Origin of the sequence: Bradyrhizobium sp. STM 3843 (assembly GCF_000239815.1) — a bacterium.
Classification (GTDB): domain Bacteria; phylum Pseudomonadota; class Alphaproteobacteria; order Rhizobiales; family Xanthobacteraceae; genus Bradyrhizobium.
Window position 1 is genome coordinate 1 of record NZ_CAFK01000167.1, and the last position, 23214, is coordinate 23214.

17 protein-coding genes and 2 pseudogenes are annotated in these 23214 nt (G+C 64.1%); 9 read left to right on the forward strand and 10 right to left on the reverse strand.

The window, feature by feature from the left end; all coding sequences use genetic code 11:
- Positions 1-6: 6 nt before the first annotated feature.
- Together BRAS3843_RS18190 and BRAS3843_RS18195 are read right to left on the reverse strand one after the other, a co-directional pair.
- The gene (locus BRAS3843_RS18190) at positions 7-843 is read right to left on the reverse strand and encodes a class III extradiol dioxygenase family protein (protein ID WP_008970451.1); all 837 of its coding nucleotides are present in this window, start codon (positions 841-843) and stop codon (positions 7-9) included.
- A gap of 14 nt (positions 844-857) precedes the next feature.
- Positions 858-1211 carry a protocatechuate 4,5-dioxygenase subunit alpha gene (locus BRAS3843_RS18195; protein WP_008970452.1) on the reverse strand — a complete coding sequence of 118 codons (354 nt, stop codon included), beginning with the start codon at positions 1209-1211 and terminating at the stop codon, positions 858-860.
- A gap of 121 nt (positions 1212-1332) precedes the next feature.
- Between BRAS3843_RS18195 and BRAS3843_RS18200 the strand changes: the two genes are divergently transcribed.
- The 4 genes from BRAS3843_RS18200 to BRAS3843_RS18220 all read left to right on the forward strand — a co-directional run bounded on the left by BRAS3843_RS18200 (position 1333) and on the right by BRAS3843_RS18220 (position 6147).
- Positions 1333-2265, forward strand: a complete 933-nt coding sequence (locus BRAS3843_RS18200) for a LysR family transcriptional regulator (protein ID WP_008970453.1) — start codon at positions 1333-1335, stop codon at positions 2263-2265.
- Between the two features lie 200 nt (positions 2266-2465).
- Complete coding sequence (locus BRAS3843_RS18205; RefSeq protein ID WP_008970454.1) at positions 2466-4877, forward strand: CHAT domain-containing protein; 2412 nt, start codon at positions 2466-2468, stop codon at positions 4875-4877.
- On the forward strand, positions 4874-5407 hold the full coding sequence (locus tag BRAS3843_RS38940) for a hypothetical protein (protein WP_008970455.1): 534 nt from the start codon (positions 4874-4876) through the stop codon (positions 5405-5407). The genes BRAS3843_RS18205 and BRAS3843_RS38940 overlap by 4 nt, the downstream gene beginning before the upstream one ends.
- A 92-nt stretch (positions 5408-5499) precedes the next feature.
- Complete coding sequence (locus tag BRAS3843_RS18220; protein ID WP_008970456.1) at positions 5500-6147, forward strand: hypothetical protein; 648 nt, start codon at positions 5500-5502, stop codon at positions 6145-6147.
- A 132-nt stretch (positions 6148-6279) separates the two neighbouring features.
- On the opposite strand, the gene BRAS3843_RS18225 is transcribed toward BRAS3843_RS18220, so the two are convergent.
- Both BRAS3843_RS18225 and BRAS3843_RS18230 read right to left on the reverse strand, forming a co-directional pair.
- A complete protein-coding gene (locus tag BRAS3843_RS18225) occupies positions 6280-7719 on the reverse strand; it encodes a hypothetical protein (RefSeq protein WP_050886465.1) in 1440 nt (479 codons plus the stop codon).
- A 724-nt stretch (positions 7720-8443) separates the two neighbouring features.
- Positions 8444-8821: a tautomerase family protein gene (locus tag BRAS3843_RS18230; RefSeq protein ID WP_035982069.1), complete on the reverse strand. Its 378-nt coding sequence runs from the start codon at positions 8819-8821 to the stop codon at positions 8444-8446.
- 93 nt (positions 8822-8914) lie between these two features.
- Here BRAS3843_RS18230 and BRAS3843_RS18235 point away from each other — a divergent pair, with 93 nt between their 5' ends.
- Positions 8915-9772 carry a LysR substrate-binding domain-containing protein gene (locus BRAS3843_RS18235; protein WP_008970461.1) on the forward strand — a complete coding sequence of 286 codons (858 nt, stop codon included), beginning with the start codon at positions 8915-8917 and terminating at the stop codon, positions 9770-9772.
- 23 nt (positions 9773-9795) lie between these two features.
- Here the strand turns inward: BRAS3843_RS18235 and BRAS3843_RS18240 are convergent, their stop codons facing one another.
- The gene (locus BRAS3843_RS18240) at positions 9796-10881 is read right to left on the reverse strand and encodes an alpha/beta hydrolase (RefSeq protein ID WP_008970462.1); all 1086 of its coding nucleotides are present in this window, start codon (positions 10879-10881) and stop codon (positions 9796-9798) included.
- Between the two features lie 242 nt (positions 10882-11123).
- Here BRAS3843_RS18240 and BRAS3843_RS18245 point away from each other — a divergent pair, with 242 nt between their 5' ends.
- A complete protein-coding gene (locus BRAS3843_RS18245; RefSeq protein ID WP_008970463.1) occupies positions 11124-12845 on the forward strand; it encodes a carboxylesterase family protein in 1722 nt (573 codons plus the stop codon).
- 298 nt (positions 12846-13143) lie between these two features.
- Positions 13144-13749 (forward strand): hypothetical protein, encoded by a 606-nt coding sequence (locus BRAS3843_RS18250; RefSeq protein WP_008970464.1) that lies wholly within the window; start codon positions 13144-13146, stop codon positions 13747-13749.
- 251 nt (positions 13750-14000) lie between these two features.
- On the opposite strand, the gene BRAS3843_RS18255 is transcribed toward BRAS3843_RS18250, so the two are convergent.
- Together BRAS3843_RS18255 and BRAS3843_RS18260 are read right to left on the reverse strand one after the other, a co-directional pair.
- Positions 14001-16010 (reverse strand): serine hydrolase, encoded by a 2010-nt coding sequence (locus BRAS3843_RS18255; protein ID WP_008970465.1) that lies wholly within the window; start codon positions 16008-16010, stop codon positions 14001-14003.
- A 211-nt stretch (positions 16011-16221) separates the two neighbouring features.
- Positions 16222-17139, reverse strand: coding sequence for a PaaI family thioesterase (locus tag BRAS3843_RS18260; protein WP_008970467.1), 918 nt, complete (start codon positions 17137-17139; stop codon positions 16222-16224).
- Between the two features lie 306 nt (positions 17140-17445).
- On the opposite strand from BRAS3843_RS18260, the gene BRAS3843_RS18265 reads away from it, so the two are divergent.
- Positions 17446-18126, forward strand: coding sequence for a hypothetical protein (locus BRAS3843_RS18265; RefSeq protein ID WP_008970468.1), 681 nt, complete (start codon positions 17446-17448; stop codon positions 18124-18126).
- A 354-nt stretch (positions 18127-18480) separates the two neighbouring features.
- On the opposite strand, the gene BRAS3843_RS18270 is transcribed toward BRAS3843_RS18265, so the two are convergent.
- A complete protein-coding gene (locus BRAS3843_RS18270) occupies positions 18481-19353 on the reverse strand; it encodes a bifunctional helix-turn-helix transcriptional regulator/GNAT family N-acetyltransferase (protein ID WP_008970469.1) in 873 nt (290 codons plus the stop codon).
- A 627-nt stretch (positions 19354-19980) separates the two neighbouring features.
- On the opposite strand from BRAS3843_RS18270, the pseudogene BRAS3843_RS18275 reads away from it, so the two are divergent.
- A pseudogene (locus BRAS3843_RS18275) lies at positions 19981-21739 on the forward strand (MOSC and FAD-binding oxidoreductase domain-containing protein).
- Between the two features lie 159 nt (positions 21740-21898).
- Here BRAS3843_RS18275 and BRAS3843_RS18280 read toward each other — a convergent pair.
- Entirely contained in the window at positions 21899-22834 is a 936-nt protein-coding gene (locus tag BRAS3843_RS18280) for a sugar-binding protein (protein WP_008970473.1), read from the reverse strand.
- An 87-nt stretch (positions 22835-22921) separates the two neighbouring features.
- Positions 22922-23214: pseudogene (locus tag BRAS3843_RS18285) on the reverse strand (ABC transporter permease); the annotation flags it as partial.

Consider the following 23214-nt stretch of genomic DNA (forward strand, 5'->3'; position numbering starts at 1 on the left):
TCCGCGTCACGCCGGCTCCAGCACCATCAATCCGGTCGCGGTGTTGGAGATCGGGATGTGGTAGTTCGCATGCTCCTTGCGCACCTTTTCCGGCAGCGCGCCGCGGGCCACCATCCAGTTCAGCAATTCGACGCCCTGCGTGCCTGACAGCTCGACCAGCTCGGTGGTGGAATATTTCGTCGCCCAGGCCGGATCGTTGACCATGCTGTCCATGAACTTCTCATCGAAGTCCTTGTTGATGAAGCCGGCGCGCTCGCCGTCGAGCTGATGCGACAGGCCGCCGGTGCCCATGATCACGACCCGTTGATCCTTCGGCCAGGACTCGATCGCGCGCGCCAGCGCCTGCCCGAGCTTGTAGCAGCGCGCCGCCGACGGCAACGGCGCCTGGACCGTGTTGACCACGACAGGCACGACACGGACCGGCCATTTCTGATCCGGCCAGCACAGCGCCATCGGCAGCGTGAAGGCGTGATCGACCACCATCTCCTGGCAGGTGGTGAGGTCGAAATCATCCGCCACCAGATGCTCGATCAGGTGCCAGGAGAATTCGGAATCGCCCTTGAAAGGCGCGGTCTGCGGAATGCCCCAGCCTTCATCGGCGTTGCGATATTCGTCGGCCGCCCCGACTGCGAAGGTCGGCATCTTGTCGAGGAAGAAGTTGAGCCCGTGATCGTTATAGACGAGCACGACGATATCCGGCTTCACTTTGCCGAGCCATTCGCGCACGTGCGGGAAGCCATCGAAGAACGGCTTCCAATACGGATCCTGCTGCAGGCCCTTGGCAATCGCGCCGCCAATGGCGGGCACATGCGAGGTGGTGATGCATCCAACGATTTTTGCCATAACTAATCCCTCCCCTACCCTCGTGCCGCCAACAGCTTGGCCTTGAACTGGTCCTTGGTGAGGCCGGTCTGCTGGGCGCCAATGTCCTGCATGTCCAGCCCGAAAATGCCGGCGAATTTGGCGAGGTAATAGGCGTTGCCGCCGGCCTCGATCAGCTGCAGCACATTGCGGCTCCTGATCGCCTCGCGCTGCTGCGCGTTCAGCCCGTATTTGGCGCAATAGCCGTCCTCGTCCGCGACGAAGGCGCGGCGATTGGCGGCGTCATTGAACGAGTAGCACATCTTGTTCAGCGCATAGCCTTTGCGGGCCTGCTCACCGTCGAAGATGGTGGTACCGGGCACGGGCTGCCGGGCGGTCGTCCTTGGCATTGTCCTCTCCCATTGGTGTTGTGGCGCGCGCGATTTGAGCTGGATCAAATGCGGCGCGGCTCATCTCTGCACTATCGGCACACGACATCCGGTAATAAAGGCTGCCCATTCGATCTGATCCATGAGCCAATTCGATCATTTGGACCTCGACGGCCATCTGCTGCAGCTGCTGCTGGCCGTGATCGAGGAAGGCTCGGTGACGCGCGCCGCGCAGCGGCTCGGCGTGACCCAGTCGGCCGTCAGCCATCTGCTCGACAAGCTGCGCGCGATCACCGGCGATCCGCTGTTCGTCAAATCCGGTCGCGGCATCGTGCCGACCGCGCATGCGCAGCTGCTGGCCGTTCGCGCCCGCGCCCTGCTCGATGGGCTCAGAAGCTTCTCGCACGCCTGCGCGTTCGAGCCGGGCCAGATCTCGCAGACGGTCACGATCGCGGCCAATGATCTGCAGCGCGATCTTCTGCTGCCATCCTTCCTGCGCTATGTGCGCGCGCAGGCGCCTGGGCTGCGCTTGCGCGTGATCCGTTCTGGCGCGCCCGCGCCGGAGATGCTGCGCGAGGAGCGCTGCGAGCTCATCATCACGCCCCGGCCACCTGAGGGGACCGACATCCTGCAGAAGCGGCTGTTTACTGACAGCTATCGGGTGTTCTACGACTCAGCGCAGCGGGAGGCGCCGGCAACGCTGGAAGATTATCTCGCCGCCGACCACGTCACCGTGCTGTATGAGCCGATGCGACAGCTCGACATCGACGACGTTCTCGCCGACCGCGGCATTGTCAGGCGCTTCGCAGCCCAGGTGCCCGGCTTTGGCGGGATTGGTCCCTTCCTGCGCGGCAGCCGGATGATCGCGACGCTGCCGGGACTATTGCGCGCGCATATGCTGCGTGGGCTCGCGGTGGCGCCCGTGCCGGTCGAATGTCCCGACATGCCGATGTACATGGTCTGGCATCTGCGCCATCACGACGACCCGATGCATCGCTGGCTGCGCCAGCAGCTCGAGCTCGTGGTGGCGCCGAGCCTTGCGGCGGCCGCGGAGTATATGCCGGCGATGGCGTGAGCCGCGTGCAGCCGGAAGTGAGCCCGCGACGGATTCCTGCTCGCACACGCGCGACTCCATCGCCTCAGCCCTTGTCGCTGCTGCCTCGCAGGGATACACTCGCATGAGTTGAAGGTCGGCGCCTGTGATTGCCCCCGCTGACCGTGAAGCGCTTTCGTCCGCACTGCCCGACACGCCGTCACTCTCGATGAGGGTCCAAGATGACTCGCTCGAGCCAGGATGAGATCGACGTCGCCAAGCTGACGCTGGACGCCGTGTCGCAGCGTGCGGACGCGACAGCGCTCGCCTGGGTCGGCGAACTCGGACTTCCGGCCGTACAAGCTCAGGAGATCGTATCGTACCTTGTAGCCGACGCATTCGAGACGCGAGTGATCGGCGCCCAGCTGCTCGCAAACTGGCTGCCGCAGCAGAGCGGCGATCTCGTTTCGGCTGCCGCAATCTGGAGGGGCCTGATCGAGTACCTTTCGGCCTCTGCGCTCGCCCCAGGGCTGCGCGCCGAACTGCTCGTGACCTCGATCATGAATTATGGCGCGAATGCCTTCAATGCCGGTGACGGCGAGACATTGATCGCGCATGCATCCGCCTGGTCGGCGTTGCTCGGTGAGCAAGGCCGAAATGATGCCGCCTCCGATCTGCAGGTCAATTCCGCAGAAGCCCTCTTGAGTCAGGGTTATTACGAGCGCGCGCGTGATCTGCTCGCGGCCGTTCGGAGCTCGGGCGTTTCCGCCGAGTCGGCCCCGGTGGTGGCGCGGCTCGATCAGAAGCTCGACCAGATTCTCCGCCGCCCAGACGAGACGGTCGGGACATTCGATCCTGAACGCGTGCTGGCGTTGACGCGGCAATGGCTGCAGGCCGATCCGGCGCAGGCCCGAGCGCTGGCGGAGACCGGCTTGCGCTTCGACGCGACGATCGAACAGACGACGGAGAACGTCGATCTTGCCGCCTTCCCGCAGCCGCCGCGCGATCTCGAAACGCTCGCGCGCGAGGCGGCCCGGCTGCAGACGAGCCGAACTCCGATCCACCATCTGCTCGCCGTCTGCGAGTCCTGCATGTCGACGCTCATCTCGGCGGGCCACGATCAAGCCCAGTTGAGCGCACTCGGCAACATTTTGCCGAACGTCATCCGGACGGCGGATCGGCTGAAGATGTGGGAAGACGCGACAACCGCGCGTTGGATCGAGGCCATTGCTCTGAAGCGGCTGGGCCGCAAGCGTGACGCGCTGATGCGGCTTCTGGAGATCGCAGAACGGATCGATGAGCGCCGGCTGTTGATCGTCGATCCCAAGCTGCGCGCCGGCGTGTCCGTCTATCTCAGGCACCTCTCTTGGGTCACGGCCGAGATCGCATTCGACCTTCGCGACGACGCCGCAGCGTTGCACGCCATCGAAACCAGCAAGGCCCGCATCCTCGCCGAGCTGCGACCGACGGCCTCGTCGCGCCAGCCCATGACTCCGGCGACATTTCTCCAGTCCGTTCGTGACCTCTTGGCCGAGCGCAAGGCCAAAGGCCGCCGTCACCTGGTCGCGTTCCTGGCGGACACGACCGCGCCTCCCGACAGCCCGCCGGGCGAGGTCGGGACGCTGGCGCTGCTGGTGCCGTGCGAGGGCCCCTGCACGTTCGCGCGGATCAGGCTCAGCGCCATTCAGATCGCAGCGGCCATCAGCAAGATCCAACTTCTGGTCGCGGGCGGCGGCAGTCTGCGCTCCGCGGCGAAGATCGATCCGGCCCATCCGGAAGCGCGTCCGTTCGAGCCGGTGATCGAGGTGCTCGCGCCGCTGGTCTCCTGGCTGGCGCCGTTTTTCGACGACGGCACCATCGCTGCGGAACGCGACACGATCGTCGTGAGCGCCGACGGTCCGATCCACAACGTCCCGCTCGGCATGCTCCCGGTCGGCGGCGAGCCGCTGTTGGCGCGCGCCGCGATCGTCAACACGCCCACGGCGGCGCTGCTCGTCGGGCGCACGCCCGCGCCCGTGCCGGGCCGCGCCATCTGCTACACCGCGCCGGCACCTGGCGAACGCGAGCGCCTGGGCGGCGTGGCGCAGGAAGGCCTCAGCGCGCTGAGTGCGCGCATGCCCACGCGCATGGTCGACGGCGCACAGCTCGGCCGTGACGCCCTGCTGGAGGCTCTTCGCGGGACCTGTCAAGATCTAAGCGAGACTCTGCTGTTGCACTTTGCGACCCATGGGGACGTGCAAGTCGCCCGGCCGTTGCGCGAGAGAGGACTGGCATTGCGCGGAACGGATGGGGACTGGCTCACCGCTGAGCAGGTCTCGGCGCTGCGGCTTTCGGCTGCGCATGTGAGTCTGCGCGCCTGCGTCTCGGGCGTGGTCACCGAGATCACCTCCCGCGAAGCGCTCGGTCTGGTCTGGGCCTTCTTCGGCGCCGGAACATCCTCGCTGATCGCGACCGCCTGGAACGTCGACATCCCGTCGGCCGGACGATTTTTCGCCCGCTTCTACGATGCCTGGCTCAAGGGCGAGATGAGCAGGGCCGCCGCCTGTCGTCACGCGGCCTTGGCGCTGCGCAACGAAGGCGGTCCCTTCGCCCATCCCTACCACTGGGCACCATTCGTCCTCAGCCTCGCCACCCTGGAAGGAGATGCCGCATGACCATGCAAGCCGCTGATGTGAAGGATCGCATCGCAGCCCTCAACGACAAGCAGGCGATCCATGTCGCGAACTCGCTCGTGCAAGCAGCGTTTTCCGCTCCGACATTTGCCGATCTCGATGATCGCGCATTGCTTGGCAAGGTCACGAACAGCGTCAAAGCGTTCGACCAGCGCGGCGAGCTCGAGGCACTCGGCGCCGACCCGGACTGGACGAGTCAGTCGATCGGCGGCCGCGCTGCCGGCGATCTGGCGCGGCAAGGGCTGGAGGCCCTCTCCGAGCAGCCAGGCGGCAACGAGATCGTGGCACGCGCTTTGGACGAATTCTTCGATGCCCAGGCGGATTTCGGCATTCTGACCGGCGCGGCGGCGATCGGATTTGTCTGGCTGATCCTGTCCGGCGGAATCGAGTTCAAGATCGGCTCCTTCTCCTTCAAGAAGGCGGGCCTCTCGTCGAAGGACCAGGCGAGCATCGCACCCGCATTCATTCGCGAGATCGGCTCGCACTTTCGCCCCGCACCCACCCGCGAATGAAAGCCGCGCGACCTGCGCGCCGCGCCGCCTTGAAGAAAGACGGCGGCCACAGGGCTGACGAGCGCGAAGCCATCGCAGCGAGGAGAACGCGCATGTCGAACGTCATTCTGAACTATGGTCCTCCGCCTCTGACGGAGGAGGCGGCGGATGCCGCGCTCGATCTGATCGATTTCATCGCCGCGCAGGTCCGCGGGGTGGATCTGATCGACGTCACGCCAACAGTGCGACCGCTCTGGCGGCAGCACTTAGCAGGCTTGTTTCAGCAGCTTCCGCCTTGGACGCGAAATTGGTACGCAAACGCGCCGCTGCTCCTGGCCACCACCCGGGCGCAATGGCCCCTGCTCGATCCGATGCTGCGAAACACCGTCCTGCAGCAATGGGCCAACGAGCTCCCCGCGATGCTGTGGATGCTCGAACCGGTGCTGGCACAGGCGCAGCAGTTCGAGCATCAGCAGCAGCAGCTGGCCCAGGTTCTCGATCATATCGCCCAGATGAGAGTGGAGATGATGAAATCGGTGGCCGACAATATGCGTGAGGAGCCTGTTGCCGAGCCGCGCGGGCCGACCGCGCCGACGCCCGCACCTGCACAGGCGGACCAGGCCGCAACCGAGCGTGCAGCGATCAACGAGCTCGAGAGAATGCGCAATGCGAGCCACAACCTCGGGGTCGGCATGGTCAAGATGACGAATGCCACGATCGGGCTCATGAACGCGATGAGCGGGCGCGTCCGGATCGGGTGAGAACGACCGGACGCCAGATCGGCTGCGACGGCGCTGTTCAAAAGCTCATAGCGAGCCTGGTGTTCGGTCCTGACGTCCGTCGACGAGCGCGCTGTCAAACAATACGAACGTCAGAACCGAGGCACCAGTTAGTTAGAACGTGGTCCAGATGTAGGCCAGCAACGTGTTGTTGTCCCGCGCGTTCGTTCCCATGCCGTCGAAATTGAACTTGGCGCCGTTGAACTTGTTGTACGCAGTATATTGCAGGCCGATTCGTGAATTGAACCACGGCCATATCTTCGGCGCGTTGTTCTTGCCGAAGAACTGATAGGCGATCTCGACGGTGTAGCCATCAGTATCCGGCTTGAAGGTGCTATGGCCGGCATAGAGGAGCGAATCGGCGGTCCCCCAGGTGTTGAAATAGCCGCCGGTCAGGATCACCTTGCCGTCGGTGCCATAGGTGAGCGCGGCGTTGATGCGGAACGTATTCAACGTGTTGGTCAGGTTGGCGGACACGCCGTTGGCGAAGCTCGCAGCAAGATCCTGCTTCTCGTGGATATAGGTGCCACGCAGGGTGAACCAGTAGCCGTCGCCCTGGTACTGGTATTGCGTGTCGAAGCCGATATCCGTGAAGCGATTGGTCCCGGGACCGGGAGCTCCGTAGGGAAGCCCCGTATCCGCGATCAGTCCGAAGGTCCCGAACTCGATATTGTGCTTGCCCCATTGCTGCTCGAACGCGGCCCTGAAATAGGGTGCGATGGCTTGCGTCGGCGTGGTGTCGGATGGCGCAATTCCGAGCGAGTTGAGTGTGCCGGGCCTGAGCGTCTGGTAGCCGCCGGCCTCCAGGTAGAGCTGATCGTTGATGAACGCATAGGCGCTCACGCCGAGCACCTGGGCCGCAAAGCCCTGGTCGATGCGTGTCTTGGCATCAGGTGTATTGGCGAGGTTGGTGGCGACGAATGGAAAGCCCCATGCCGGGGTCGAATTCCAGGGGTCCTGCACCGTCGGATTGTTGTTGACCGATACGCCATAGACCACCGGCATCCCCCCGATATTGGTCGTGTTGGCGTAGCGGACGTCGAGAAGATCCCAGGAGTACTGATGCGGCAGCGGCGGGCCGAACGGCTGTGCGTTGTAGGTAAACTGAGCAAACGCACCGACGTGGTCCGTGATCGCGCCACCATAGAAGATGCTCGCGGCCTGGACCGGCTCGAAATTATCGTTCGGCTTGAGGTAGGGTGCCGATCCGGCGGTGTCCATCGGCGTCGCGGTGTGGGTGAAGCTGGAGATGACCTGGACCGACACCGGTGGCACCCATTCGCCAATCTCTTTGATCGGATCGGAAGGCGTGGCCTTGGTCGGGAACGGCGAATATCCAGGCTTTCCGTTCGCGGCCGCGGTGGCATAGCCGAGTGTGTAGCCGCCGATCTTGAAACGCCGGCCGAACGGAGTGAGCTGCGGAAACTCGGTGTGACACGCGCCGCATCCAAGTCCGGTCTGTCGCGCAAAGCTCGGCAGCGCGGAGGCAGGATCCGGTCGAAGCATCGCCGCGGCTGACATCACGACGAACAGGATCAGCAGCAGACGCGTCAAGACGCGCCCGCGAGAGTGGCCTTCTCGTGGCATGGAGTTTCCTCCGCAAGGAATTGATTCTGGACGCGCCGGGCTTCCGCCAGTTCGCCGCCCCGCAACCCGTCGGTCTCACGGACCGCCGCGTTCACGGAATTGTTTCAAGTTGTTTACGAAAGCCGGCGTCGATGGGCCGGAACCCGTTGGAACCCTGCGCCTTTCTGTGATCCTTTCGTGGGCGGATCGGCCAGCTATGTTCAATACCGCATCACAATGACGTCGCTTTTGACCACGTCGGTCAAGACGGCATGCGCCTTCGTGTGACGTTGACGACGCCCGCGTGGCAAGTGATGCTAAGTAGCGGAGCAGACAGCAGAAGCGGGCAGCACGGAATTTCCGCCGCCGACCCGTCTCTGCGCCCCGCGAATTGAACAGCTTCTATTCCCGGCTGCGACGAATCGTGGCGTCGGCGGGATCGCCACAAGGCGCGGCCGCGGCGAACGACCACACCCTGGCACCTGCGATGTCATCACTCATGCAATCTGCGAAGCCTTCGCATGATGAGCGACATGGCATCGACATGCATTTGAATCTCGTCGATGCCCGTATTCCAGCACCTGAACTAATGGTAACTAATTTACCGTAGCGGTGCTTGGACCTCACCTAATTGCGCAGTGCACTGCGTGGCTGCACGCCTGAGGGGCGCAGAGCGTGGCCTGTGATGGCGTGATCTCGACGCGCAGTGGACTCACGCAAACTGCGCGAGGCCGTGGCCGACGGACCAGTTCTCTTTAGCGGCCTCAAGTACGGTCACGAACACATCCTCGGGCCGGATGCCCGGACTTTCGCGCAGCAGCTGCGCGATACGCCGAAACAGCGCCTTCTTCTGCTCCGCCGTGCGGGTATCGAACACGATGACCTGGATGAACACGAGGTCGTCGCTGCGGTCAACGCCGAAGGCATGGCCGTAGCGGAAGTTCGCGGCGTCGTGCTCGGTGATGGTCATGAACTGATCGTCGTCGGGCACGTCGAGCGCATCACGCATCGCGCGATAGAGGCTATCGAAGATCGCCTGGCGGTAGGCGACCGGTTTTCCGGCACGCAAGGCAATGTGGCTGATCGGCATCACGGGTCCTTTCATGTCTTCCATTCCCACCCTAGGAGCCATCCCAACATTTTAGTATCTTATCGATATTGATATCAGTGATAACGATCGAAAATGACCCAGCGCCCCCTCGACCTGGATGCCGTCCACGCCTTCGTCCGCATCGCCGAGCTCGGCAGCTTCACCCTCGCGGCCGACGCAATGCGAACGACGCAAGCGGCGGTCAGCCTGAAGTTGAAACGGCTCGAAGACAGACTTGGCTGCCGACTGATAGAGCGGACGCCACGTTACGTGCAGCTGTCCGCGCGGGGCGCCGCCTTCCTCGATCACGCCCGCGAGCTCCTTGTCGTCCACGACCGCGCGCTCGCCCTGTTTGCCGGCGCCCGGCAGCGCCTCACCATCGGGATCAGCGATCACGTCGCAGGGCCGGAGCTGCCGATGCTGATCGCGCGCATGAACGCGCAGGACCCGCGATTGGTAATCGAAATCCGGATCGGATCCTCAGCCGACCTGCTGCAAAGCTTCGACCGCCGCGAGCTCGACACGGTGATCGTCCGCATGCATGCCGGGCGCAGCGACGGGAACGTCCTGACCGACGAGGATTTTAGCTGGTTCGCAGCGCCCGGCTGGCAGCATCGCTTGGGCGAGCCCCTGCCCCTCGCCACCATGGCCGAGCCCTGCGGCGTGCGCGCACTCGCAGGGCAGCTGCTCGATGCGGCCGGCGTGCCATGGACGGAAATCTTCGTCGGCGGCGGCGTTGCGGCGGTCGCCGCAGCGGTGATGGCCGGACTCGGCGTAGCTGCATTGGCGCCGCGCATGGTGCCGTTCGGCGCGGTCGACGTTGGAGCCAAGCTCGGACTGCCCGATCTGCCGCGCCTGCCGGTGCTGCTTCACACCCGGGTCAAAGAGGGCCGCGCGCGTGACGCGCTTGATGCGCTCTCGGCCGCGTTCAAGAGCGCGGTGCGCGGCTAGCGGAGAGGATCCGAGATTCACGCTTAGCGGAGACTCGCCGCGAAGAAATCGAGGGCCAATCCAATCGTCTCGGCATGGACAGCATCGCGGTCGACACCATCAGGATCGCGGCAGGCGGTGCGGACCATCATGCGTCCCAGCATCGTGCAGGTGCCAAAGAAGACATAGTGGCCGGCATGCGGAACAAGCTTCAGCGTCGCATGCGGGATCTGCCTGGCGAGCGCCTCGGCGTTGGAGGCGGACGGCGCGATCTCATCAGCATCTCCACTGATGATCGCGATCGGAAGCGAGATGGCGTTGAGGCTCTCCTCTGTGAACATCGGCACCAGCCCCGGTGCCATGGCCAGCGCGGCACGGATGCGCGGATCGCGATAGGACTGGCCGGCCCGTTCGTAGCGTTGCCGGAAGTCGGGATCTGAGCTCAGACGCGCCAATCTCTTTTCGCGCATCCCGGACGCTTCCGGCGGCGGCCGGCAAAGGGCGTCGGCAATGGGCGAGCGGCAGAACGCCTCGAGCTGCGCCGGATCGGTGATGCCGCCGGCCGCGGCGATGACGGTGTAGCCGCCAGCCGAATGACCGGCGGCACCGATGCGCGCGGGATCTATCAAGCTGCCAAAGGTCTTGTCGGCGAGCATTGCATCGAGCACGACACTGAGATCGACCGCGCGCAGCCACCACAGCGAAAAGCCCTCGACCGTGAAATCCTCCAGCGCATTGTTGCCGGGATGATTGACTGCGACGGCAACGAAGCCGTGCGCCGCGAGCGCCGTGCCGAGCCAGGCGATCCCCGCCGCCGTGCCGCCGGCCCCATGCGACAGAAGAACGAGCGGATGCTTGGACCCAGCCGCGGGCGCCGCATCCCGCGCAGCGCTGCCTGCACTGAAATAAGGGACGAAGGGCGGCCCGATCCATTGCGGTTCCTCGCTCGCCTCGGCCGCGGCCGGATACCAGATCATCACGCGGAGTACGTGAGTCCTGGCACCGCGCCAATCATAGGGCTCGACTGGTGTGAAGTCGCGCGTCGTGACGCCAACCTTGAAGACGGTGTCATCGGCGCGCGCAACGTTTGCTGACACAAGCAGGATCAGATACAGCGCCAGAAACCTCATCCTGATGTGCCCCAGATCGCTTCCTTTGGTACGCGAGACTACGTTCGCGCGGACTCTCCGGCAACACAGCGACAATCCATCTCCACATCCCCAGGCACCAGCACCGCGAGTTCCTTCCACCGTGTCACATCTTCGTCGTGCCTTCGTTGCCGAGGAGAGGAAAGAATGCAATGTTGGGTTGCGCAACGGTTCAAGTTGCGCCGCACTGCATCAAGCAAACAAAAACATTATGGAGGAAAGTCATGCTCGAAGAGAAACCCGCTTCGATGAAACGACGATCGGCGCGTATCCATCCGCCGCTGCGCGACGCGATCGGCGCGGTGCTGCTGTGCGGCATAGCCGCATGCGCCACGCCGGCACTTGCCTCCTCAACCCTGGTGACGGCTCCGGACGGCACCTTCCAGGGCAAGATCGACACCACCGGCACGATGCGGGAATTCCTCGGCGTGCGCTATGCCCAGCCGGTCACCGGAAGCCTGCGCTGGAAGGCGCCGCAGCCGGTGACGCCGTCGCGCGTCACGCAGGACGCGATGCAGTTCGGCAATCATTGTCCGCAGACCTTCTCGCCCTATGGCAATGCCACACAGACCGAGGATTGCCTGTTCCTCAACGTGTTCGCTCCCAATCGCCGCGGCGACCACGATTTCGGCGGCGATGACGCATCTCCCGTGATGCTGTGGATCCATGGCGGCGGCCTCACGGTCGGCGAAAGCAATGAGTATGACGCGGTCAAGCTGGTGCAGCGCGGGGTGATCGTGGTCACGATCAACTATCGGCTTGGTGCGCTCGGCTTCCTGGCGCATCCGGCGCTGACAGCCGAATCTCCCGAGCATAGCTCCGGCAACTACGGCATCCAGGACCAGCAGGCTGCGCTGAAGTGGGTGCGGCGAAACATCAGGGCCTTCGGCGGTGATCCGGACCGGGTGACGATCTTCGGGGAGTCGGCTGGAGGACTGAGCACGCTGACCAACCTGGTCTCGCCCACGGCGCACGGCCTGTTCCATCGCGCCATCGTCGAGAGCGGCACCTATGCGCTGGCCGAGCCGACGCTGGCGCAGGCCGAGGCGGCCGGGGGCAAGTTCGCGACCGCCGTCGGCTGCAATCAGTCGAACCCCGCCGATATGCTCGCCTGCCTCCGTGGCCTCGGCGTGTCGACCATTCTCGCCAACCAGGCGCTCGCCTATGTCGGATCCCTTCCCGTCCCCAATGTGGACGGCAAGCTGCTGACGCAGTCGATCGGATCTGCGCTCGGCTCGGGCCAGTTCAACCGCGTGCCATTGATCAACGGCACCAATCATGACGAGTACAACCTGTTCGTGGCCCAGAACTTCGACCTCGCCGGCGGCCCGATCACCGCGAGCACCTATGTCGCGGCGATCGCGGTCCTCACCGGCACCACCGCGACGCAGGCGCCACTGGTCGCGAGCCGTTATCCGGTCCCCGCCCAATTCCCGACCTACGACCAGGGGGCTGGTGCTGCGGGGACGGATGCCAACTTCGCCTGCACGGCACGGTTCGCCGACGAGCTTGCGTCGCCGTTCGTCCCGACCTTCACCTATGAGTTCAGCGACGAGAAGGCGCCGCAGAACTTTTTGCCTCCGGCGAGCTTCCCCTACGGCGCATCGCACGCTTCCGAGCTCCAGTACATCTTCCCGACGGCCAACCCGTCTGGCTACGGCTTGAACCTTGCGCAGACGCCGCTCGATGCCAATCAGCAGAAGCTCTCGGACCGCATGGTCGGTTACTGGACGGAGTTCGCGCGCAGCGGCAATCCGAATGGCTTCGGTCAACCGCACTGGCCCCGCTTCCATCGCGACCGGCAGGTGATGCTGTCGCTGGTCCCGCCGACTCCGGCCACGGAGACGAACTTTGCGACGGTTCATCAATGCGACTTCTGGGACGGTTTGACGGGCCGCACCCTGCCGCCCGATCATGATCACGACCAACACGCCGCCAGCGAATAGGCCCGTGGCATCACTGAGCACTGTCTCATCGTGCAATGCACGATGAGACAGTGCTGCGAGGTCAAGCCGGCATTCGATCCGAAACGGACCAGGCGTCATCGCGATCCCCATCGTCGACTTGCAACAATGATCGATCAGCGCGAGCGCTCGGCCTTTGCTCGAACGTCCTTCCTGTATCCGGGCAAGCCGTGTCCGCAAATCTACGTAGGTGAATCTTCCAGATGGAACCCGTGTAGTTAGGGGATTAGCAACCTGAAGGTGACGATAATTTATTCATTCAAATCCTGGAGATCAGTACATGCGTAAACCAGCAATGACGCCGGATGCGTTTACGCATCGCGGCACGGTCGCCCCTTTCACCATCGGTCTGGCGCTCGTAGCCGGCGCCGGCATGATGATCTGGGGCTTCGACCCCCACAGCCTCTCCTTCGCGAGCGAAAGCCGCATGACGATCGACGACCGCGTTGCGGTCCTGACCGCAGAGCTGGCCCAGGTCAAAGCCGAAACCGCCAAGCTGCGCGACGGTCAAGGCGACACCTCTGCGGAGCTTGCCCATATCCGCGCCGGCCTTGCCAATGCCGAGATCGGTCTCTCATCGCTGCGCACCACCACCGACGAGAACGAGGCGCGTCGGCGCGACAGCACCGCTCAGATCGAGCAGAATATCGCCCAGCTGAAGGAAGAGACGCTCGGCCTCCGTCTATCGCAGGACGACACCGCGACTGAATTGAGCTCGCTGCGCGCCGGCGTTGCGAACAGCGAGATCGGCGTGGCGTCGCTTCACGCGACCACGAACGAGATCCGCCAGCGGATCAAGCGCATGGAGACCATCAAGGATGCGACCGGCTCGATCGGCAAGAGCCATAAGCATCCGGATCACACCAGATGGGCGGCGCAACCCTGACCTTCGCGACCTGGCCGCCGCAACAACCAGAACCAACCGTCAGATCCCTGGCGTCGGCTTACGTCGATAAGTCAGCCGGTCCAATCGTGCTTTGACGCCAACATTTGCAAGCCAAATGCGATGCAAATGTTGGCATCGGCGCTGATCCATGGAATGTCGAACGGTCGTGCGCGACCAATTGACGTTCAACTCCTCGCGAAGACCCGCCTGCGCTCTTTGACTTGCTGCGCATACGCGCCGGCGGCGACACGCTATTTTTGCCGCGGCGTGATCATGGCCGCTGTCAGCTGCTCAGGTCCAGGATTCAGGATCAGCCCGGAGACTTCGCCTGCGGCATCCCTGACGAAAGCGATCCTGGTGTGATCGTCGTCGTCTGCGATGAATGCACTGCTTGATGTGGCCGCGAGCGGCGTCGCCTTGTCCTTCTCGAATTCAAAGATCGGCCAGGCCCCGGTCGCCTCCGCGACTAGCCTGCTCTGTTCGACGCGAAGCTGAAGTTGGACAGCATTGGCGCGGCGGGCGGCTCTCACGACGCTGAGATCGCTTGCGCTGTCTTGCCCCTTATGGACGATCTTCATTTCGACCGTCGTATTGGCTGGCCCGCGCAGCCTGGCCAGGACGTCGGCGAGCAAGAGGTCTTTGAGCGGCGCGCCGTCAAGTTCAGTGACGAGATCACCCGGCGTCACGCCGGCTTTGGCTGCGGGGCTACCAGGGGTCGGGTGGTTGATCCTCAGGCCTCCTGGCTCCATCGCGACGAACGCCTCGATTCCAAGCCATCCGTTCTTGCCATCGGCCAGGCCCTGTTTGTCGTGCGAACTCACGGAGCTGCCGAAGTCATAGGTTCCGACATAGTCGGCGAGCGCCTCAGGACTCGGCATTGTCGGCACGGCCGGCGGTGCGGACGAGGACGGCGCGGCAATCGTCAATGCGCCATAGGTCAGATGATTGATCCCGGCGGACAGCAGGGCTTCGCGCGCCTTGCTGCCCGGCGTCGCCTGGATCATCTGAATGCCGATCAACTGCTCCGCCGGATCGATCCAGAAATAGGTGCCCCAGTGCCCGGCCCAGGAAAAGCTTCCAACGGCTCCAGGTATCCAGCTGAAGACAGGATTGGTGCGGATGGCGAAGCCGAGCCCGAAGGTGGTGCCGGCACGGGCGCCGACTTCGTCGCCGCCGAAGATGCTGACATCGGCTGATAGCGCGTTCGTCGTCATCTGCTTCACCGCCTGGGCGCTGAGCACGCGCACGCCATCGAGCTCGCCGCCATTCAGCAGCATCTGGCAGAAGCGGAGATAGTCGGGCGCGGTCGACACCAGTCCGCCGTCGCCGGAAAACAGCTTCGGCGGCTTCGTGACGTCCCAGATCGGTGGACGTTCCGGCATCGGGGAATCGACAAGGCGATCGAGCTTGGCCTCCGGCACATAGAAACCGGTGTCCACCATCTGCAGCGGCGCAAAGATGCGGTTCTGCAGGAATTGGTCGAAGGGCTGCCCCGAAGCCACTTCGATCACCCGGCCCAGCACGGCGACGCTCCAGCCATATTCATGGACCTCGCCAGGCTGATGCGCGAGCGGCAGGCTGGCGAGGCTGGACACGAAGTCCGCCAGCGTCTTGTCGCGCCGGTACACGGCCCGCCAGCCATAGAGCATATGGATCGCCCGAATTCCGAAATCGGCCGACGTATCCGCAAGGCCCCTTTCCGGATAGGCAAAATCCATTTCCGGGTAGATGAGCCCGGACGTATGGCGCAACAGATCGCGCACCGTCATCGCGCGCTTCGGTCGTTCAGGCAGACCGACGCCGTATTCCGTCTTGCCGGTGGCAACGTCCGTCTTCTGGAACGCGACCCGCATATCCGCAAGCTCGGGCAGATAACGGCCGACAGGCGCGTCGAGATCGAGCTTGCCGTCATCAACCAGGATCATGGCGGCGACGCTTGTCACCGGCTTTGACATCGAGGCGATCCAGAAGATGGAATTCGGCTTCATCGGGACCGTCCTGGCGCGGTCCTGGAAGCCGATGGCCTGCAAATAAGCGAGCTTGCCGCCCTTGGCGATTGCGACGACGGCCCCAGGCACCAGTCCCGCTGAGGGCGGGAAGGCATCGAAGCGCGCCTGATACCACGGCGCGATCCGCGCCAGACGCGCGGCCGAGAATCCCAGGCTGGCTGCATCGCCTGGGGTCGCGAGCTCATCGGCGAGCGCCGTGCCCGAGAGGCAAAGCGCGATGGCCATCGTCCACAGCGATGCGATGAGTTTCATCCGACATCTCCGTAAGAAAAGCAGCCATTTGAATCGTCGCATCCGGCCGCTCCACCGAAATGCTACGGCTTGTAACGCTATCGAAGTGAGCTTGTGCCGTCAAGACGCGGTTACCGCGATGACATGGCTCCGGCACTGTCGATGGGGCATCGCTGTCCGCGACCTTCGGGAAGAAATTGCAGACGGGCGGGATTAGGCCGACCCTGTTTCCTCAGTCCTGATCCTGTCCCGGCGCCTGCCGCAGCAGGAAATGGCCGAATGCGGTTGCGATCGGCTTGGCCGGATCGTCCTGCCAGCACCGCGCCTCGAAGGCGACTACGCGGCGGCCCTGCTTGACGATCGACGCTGACGCAAAGCTGTCGAGCGCCCGCCCGGAGCGCAGATAGTTGATGGTCAGGCCGACCGGCTTTGGCGGCGCGGCGGCGCCGAGCTCACGCATCACGGTGACGACCGCCGCGGTCTCGAGGAACGCGCCGGTCATGCCGCCATGGATCGCGGGCAGCACCGGATTGCCGATGATCTGGTGCGAGAACGGCATGATAAAGGTCTCGTTCTCGGCGAGGCGGATGCCGAGACAGCGCGCGAACGGGCTGGTGGCGAATGGCGGCGTCGCATCGTCAGGCGCCTCCAGTGGCGGCGGTGCGCCGGCGAAAGCCGGCCGGTCGGTGAGCATGTTGGTGCGGTTGGCGCCGATCATGAAACAGGCGGTCGCGGTGGCGACCGGCGCGCTCTCCTCGTCCTGATAGGCCGTGGCACGCACGAAGGCGATCGAGCGGGTGACGCGGAAGCACACGGCATGCGCCTTGATGTCGAGCCCGGGCGTCGCCGGCTTCTGATAATCGATGCGCAGATCGAGCGTGGCGATCGCGCGGGTGCCGTCCAGCGCGAGCTGCACCGCCATGCCGCAGCTCTCGTCGAGCATCGCGGTGACGACGCTGCCATGGATCACGCCGGTGTCGCTGTCACCGACGAAGACCGGACGATAGGGCAAGGTCGACCAGGCTTCTCCGGGCGCGAAACGGTCCATCCTCAGGCCGCTGATATGGCCGTAGACCGAGCGGCGATGGCTGATCGCTTCGGCGAGCTCGTCGAAGGTCGACGGTGCGGCAGGGGTCGGGGTGTCGGTCATGGTCGGATTTAGAGCATGATCCGGAACAGCTGCGAAGTGTTTCCGGCATTCTGGAAACGCAGGTGCCAACACCGGCTCATCCACGCCCGCCTTCAAAAAAGCTGTCGTCGAACGGAGGACGGAACTCAACCTTGAGTGCGTTTCACGCCAGCAATGTCAGTGGGCGCACATCTCTGTCGCTGCCTGCCTAGCCGCGCTCCCCCGGAAATCTACGTGGAAGAAATGTTCCGCCGGCACCGCATGCTTAGAACATTAGCAACCTTAATTTGATCATAATGCTTTCGATCACATCCCGGAGACCTGTCGATGAGCACCCCAACCAAGACGCCGGAGCTCCCACAGAGCAGCGGCGCGCCCTCTTTACGAATCGTGCTGAGTGTGGCGTTCGCCGCGAGCCTCGGCGTGATGTGGTGGAGCGGTGGCGGAGCCAAGGGCATCTCCTTCGCGATCGACGGGTCGCCCAGTCTCGAGACGCGCGTTGCCGCCCTGACGGCGGAGCTCAGCCAGCTCAAGGCCGAGACGGCCAAACTGCACGAACGCCAAGACGATACCTCCGGAGAGCTCCTGCAGCTCCGCTCCAGCCTCACCAGCGCCGAGACCGGCCTCGCCACGCTGCGCATGGTTACCTACCAGAACGAGGCGCGCCGCCGCGATACTGCTGACAAGCTCGAGGCTGATGTCGCCATGCTGAAGCGCTACACGATCCGTTTGCGCTCGGCACAGGAAGACACCGCAGGCGAACTGGGCGGCCTGCGGGCCAGTGCGGCGAACAATGAGATCGGCATCGACGCGCTGCGCGCGAGCACCGGCGAGCTGCGCCAGCAGATCGCACGCATCGAAACGGCTCGCGACGCCACCAGCTCGATCGCCCGGATGCACAGGACTCACCGTGTGAGACGGGCCGTACGCACTCCCGAGACCGAACAGCACGCCTCGCAGCCGTTCATGGCGCAATGGCCCGGCGTGGTGGTGACGAGCCGCAATTGACCGTTGACGTCATAGTCCAGACTGGGCTTCCCCCTGACCGCGCGGTCTACCCCAAGGGCTATCGCATATGGCTAGAAATAGCCTCGGGCAGTCTTCTTTGCGGCCATCCCTCGAGACGCCCGCCTGCGGCGGCCTCCTCAGGATGAGGGCATTTTCCGCGGCGAAATCGTAGACCCTCATGGTGAGGGCGCGGCAAAGCCGCGCGTCTCGAACCATGAGGCCCCGACCTGCTTGACGCCATATGGGATAGCACTGGCTGTCTACCGTCGGCGCGGCTGCACCTCCCGGAATAGGTCGGAGCGTCATAGACGCGCCCGCGGAGCAGCCAGCCGGCTTGCCTCCGCTGCGCTGACCTCAGAGACGCTTCTCGAAAAACAGATCGGGATAGGGATCGTCGTTGAAGCGGTCGATCTCGGTCCAGCCGGTCCGGCGGTACAGTTGCCTGGCCTCGGAGAGGACACTGTTGGTGTCCAGCCGAAGAATCTTGATCGACAGCTTTCGCGCGGCATCTTCGGCCGCATCCATCAGGCGCCGCCCCAGGCCGATGCCGCGCGCCGCAGGCGCGACCCACAGCCGTTTGATCTCCGCGACCGCCCCGCCCGTCCCCTTCAGCCCGACGCAGCCGAGCGGCAGCCCGTCGGACAGAGCGATGAAGAAGGCGCCGCGCGGAGCCATCATGTCGACAGCATCCGGATCGCGCGATCGAGCCACGTCGAAACCACGTTCGAACCGGCGCGACAGCTCGCCGTAATATTCACCGAGGCAGTAGCGCGCCTGCTCTCCCCTGGCATCCACCTCGGCAATGCTGATGCGGTTGCGTCCAAGCGCAGCCGCGACCATGTCCATCGCCGCCAGCAGCGCCTCAGGCTGGCTGTGCCGTGCGAGCATCGCCTGGGCCTGGGCATTGGAGAGCGTTTCATAGGCCTCGAATTCGCGCCGGCCGGCGGCGGTGAGCTTGGCAAGGCGGCGGCGCGCATCGTCCGGATGCGGCTTCGTCGTCACCAGCCCCTCCTCCTCCAGGCTGCGCAGGAGCCTGCTCATCAGGCCGGAGTCGAGCGCGAGGTAGTCGCGCAGCTCAGCGACGTCGCTGCGGCCGTGTCCGATCGCATTCAGCACGCGGGCTGCCCCGAGCGGCCGTCCGCGTCCGAGGAACGAGGTATCGAGCGCGCCGACCTCCGAGGTGACAGCGCGGTTGAAGCGGCGGACGCGGGAAACCGGGTCGAGCATAATATCTGACTTAAGTCAGATATCGAAATCTGTCAATGATGCGGCACCGCTACATCGTCCGCCCTCGCCATCCGCCTCTGTGTTCTTGGGCTGAATCTCGGGTCGGCCGTTCGCAATATCTCAAAGAGCATGTCGTCAGATTTCATTTTGGTCCCAGGCCGCCGGGACGAGCTTCGAGTTGGGAGCCGCGGCGAACAATACGACACGGAGGAAGTGCGCTTCGTTTTCAACTTTCATCGTCATCATCAAAGACACTGCATCTTTGCAGCCCGCACGCTTCTCATACGCCGAAGTCATTCCATGCGAAGGAAGACCTGCTCCGATCAAGCAGAAAGATTCTCTCTTGGTCCGGGCTATGCGGTCATGGCTCGGCGCGGCCAAACGCTGTGGCGGAACCGTGAAATGCCATCCTCTCGACGGACCGACGTTCTCCGACTAACATCAGCAACACGTAGCGGCTCTACCTGGCTTCGGTGGTCATATGGATGGCCAAAGCGTGGGATTGTTCCGGCGGCCGCCTCGTGCGCTCCTGGTCGCAACCTTGACCTGACCGAGATAGTCCATCAGTTCGCGTCCGCCGGCGCGGCTGCTGTCACGAACATCCGGCTCCCAACAGCGGGACATGACATGGCACGATTGCTTTCCGTGAACGTTGGACTTCCGCGAGATATCGCGTGGAAGGGGCGCACTGTGCACACCGGCATCTGGAAAAATCCCGTGCACGGCCGCTGCCGGGTGAACCGCCTGAATCTGGACGGAGATGGTCAGGGAGACCTGCACGGCCATGGAGGGGAGCAGCGGGCTGTTTTCGTCTACCAGATCGACTCGTACCGCTACTGGCAAGACCATCTGAAACGGAGCGATTTCGTCCACGGACAGTTCGGTGAGAACTTCACGGTCGAAGGATTGCCGGACGATAACGTGTGTATCGGCGACCGTTATCAGATCGGCAGCGCCGTGTTCGAGGTCACTCAACCTCGCGTGACCTGCTATCGCGTTGGCATTCGGACGAATGAACCGCGGATGCCGGCGCTGCTGACGTCCAGCGGACGTCCAGGATTCTATTTCCGAGTCTTGCAGGAAGGAGATGTCGGTGCTGGCAACGATATCGTGAAGGTGGGAGAGGCGGGAGAGCGAATGACGGTCGCAGAGATCAACGCGCTGCTCTATTCTCCGAGCCATCCGCGCGACCGCCTGCGGCACGCCTTGCGGATCCCAGCGCTTTCGCCGGGATGGCGGCGGTCGTTCGAGGCTTTGCTGGGGAGCCAAGCGAACGCTGCCGCAGGCAACGCGGGGCTCGCGCCGGCAGCAGCAGCGCATCCCGTTGCACCAGGATTTCGTCCGCTGGCGATCGCCGCAATCGATCATGAGTCCGCGGACGTCATCTCGCTGTCGATGCGAGATCCCGCCGGTCAGCCCCTGCCCGCGGCTCTTCCCGGTCAGTACGTCGTCCTGCGTCTGCGACCGACGCACAATGGGCCAGCACTTTTTCGCAGCTACTCGCTCTCGGGACCCGCCTCGACTGAACAGTGTCGGATCAGCGTGAAGGTCGAGCCGAATGGGGTCGCTGGAACCTACCTGCGCGACCACGTCCGGATCGGCGATGTTCTCGACGTCAGCTCTCCAAGAGGCAGCTTCATCCTACAATCCGGGGAGCGGCCCGTCGTGCTGCTCAGCGCCGGAATCGGAGCGACGCCCGTTCTGGCCATGCTGCACGCGCTGGCAGCGGCTCTTCCGGCGCGACAACTCCTGTGGCTGCACTCGGCGCGCGACGGGCAGCATCACCCGTTTGCCGCTGAGGTCCGCCGTCTCCTGCCCGTGCTTCCGCGCAGCCGCAGCTATGTTTGCTACAGCAGGCCGGGCTCGCGGCAGACTGGGCGAAGATTTCGATGCAACCGGTCATCTGTCGCGATCTGTCTTGGAGGAGATCGGCATTCCACGAGACGCGGACGTCTATATTTGCGGCCCCACCGGTTTCATGGCCGATATGAAACAGGCGCTTGCGGCGATGGGCGTCGCCTCAGCACGGATCAGCACCGAAATATTCAGCGGTCGCGAGGCGCTGACGCCCGGCGTTGTTAGCGGCGCGACGCGGCCACCTCATCCGCCCGTAGACGACGCTGACACCGGTCCATTGGTGTCATTCGCGCGAAGCGGCATCGCGGCACACTGGAAGCCGTCAGCCTATGGAAGTCTGTTGGAGCTGGCCGAGGCGTGCGACGTGCCGGTCCGCTGGGCGTGCCGCACTGGTGTCTGTCATAGCTGCGAAAGCGGCCTGGTTTCCGGCACGGTCACCTATGGACCGGAGCCGCTCGACATGCCCGCCGACGGCAATCTTCTCATCTGCTGCTCACAACCGACCCGCGACATCGTCGTCGATCTATGAGATTCTGGCAGACCGTCGGCCTGTCCAGACCTCTCTCGAAAAATGTTCGCGTTCCTGGAAGCAGCCCGCCCCCTCGCGTCGGCAAACAAAAAGGAGGCGGCCCAAGCCTTGACCGAAGCCGAAGCCCGGACCGCCAGTTTTCCCCGGGAGGAACTATGTTCAGTTCAGCAGCTTGGCGACGTTGTCCTTGGTGACGAGGTCGAGGCCGGTGTAGATGATCTCGGGCACCTTCTCACCCTTCTTGATCGCGAGCAGCGTATCCATCGCCTTCTCGCCCATCTCGAACGGCCGCTGGCCGGTTAGCGCGTTGGAATAGCCGTCCCGCAGCAGCTCAAGCTGCATCTTCAGCGTATCCGCCACCACCAGCGTCAGCTTGCCGGCGTCGATATCCTTGCGGTTCTGGTTGACGAAGGCCTTGTAGCCTTCCGGCGCGAACATGGGCCAGCCACCGATCGGAACGATGGCGCCGAGATCAGGCGTCGCCGTGCGCAGGTCGGTCATCTGCTGGACCGCCAGCGCCGGATCGTCGTTGCAGAAGGTCGGCGAACCCGCGACTTCGACCCACTTCGATCCCTTCAGGGCTTCGCGTACGCCATCGACACGCTCGGCGAGATTCTTGGCGCCCGGACCGCCGGAGACGATGGCATATTTGCCGCCATCAGGCCTCAGCTGCAGCAGCTGCTTGCCGAGTGCGAGGCCGAAATCCTTGTTGTTGGTGCCGATATAGGCGATGCGCTTGGAGCCCGGCGCATCGGCATCGAAGGTAATGACGGGAATGCCGGCCGCGGTCGCAGCGTCGATCGACTTGGTCATCGCGGCGACGTCGGCAACCGAAATCGCAAGACCATCGACCTTCTGGGTGATGAAGTCCTGGATGATCTGCGCCTGCGTCGCCGGCTCATGCTCAACCGGGCCCTTGTAGATGCACTCGACATTGCCGAGCTCCTTGGCCCGCTTCATGCAACCATCGCGGGCGACGTCGAAGAACGGATTGTTCATGGCCTTCGGCACGATGATGAAGCGGTATTTGGTTTCCGCATGCGCCGGAGCCAGCATGACCGCGAGCGCCGCAGCGGCGTACAACAATTTCCTCATGGCTTTCCCTCCAAAATGTCTATCCCCGATGATTGTCTGGCCGGTACGCGGATAGACCTGTTCGTTCACATCCCGGCCAGTATCAGGTCACAGCAGGCGCGAGCGGAGCCGGTCGACCAGGACGGCCGCGATGATGATCACGCCCACCAGGGCCTGCTGCCAGTAGGAATTGACCTGAGCCAGCACCAGCCCGTTGCGGATGACTTCGAGCAGCACGCAGCCGACGATGGCTCCGAGCGGGCCGCCGATGCCGCCGGCGAGATTGGCGCCACCGATCACCGCCGCCGCGATCACGTTGAGCTCGTAGGATGTCGCCATGTTGGCCGGCGCCGAACCCAGCCAGCCGGAAATGACGATGCCTTGCAGGCCCGCGGCGAGCG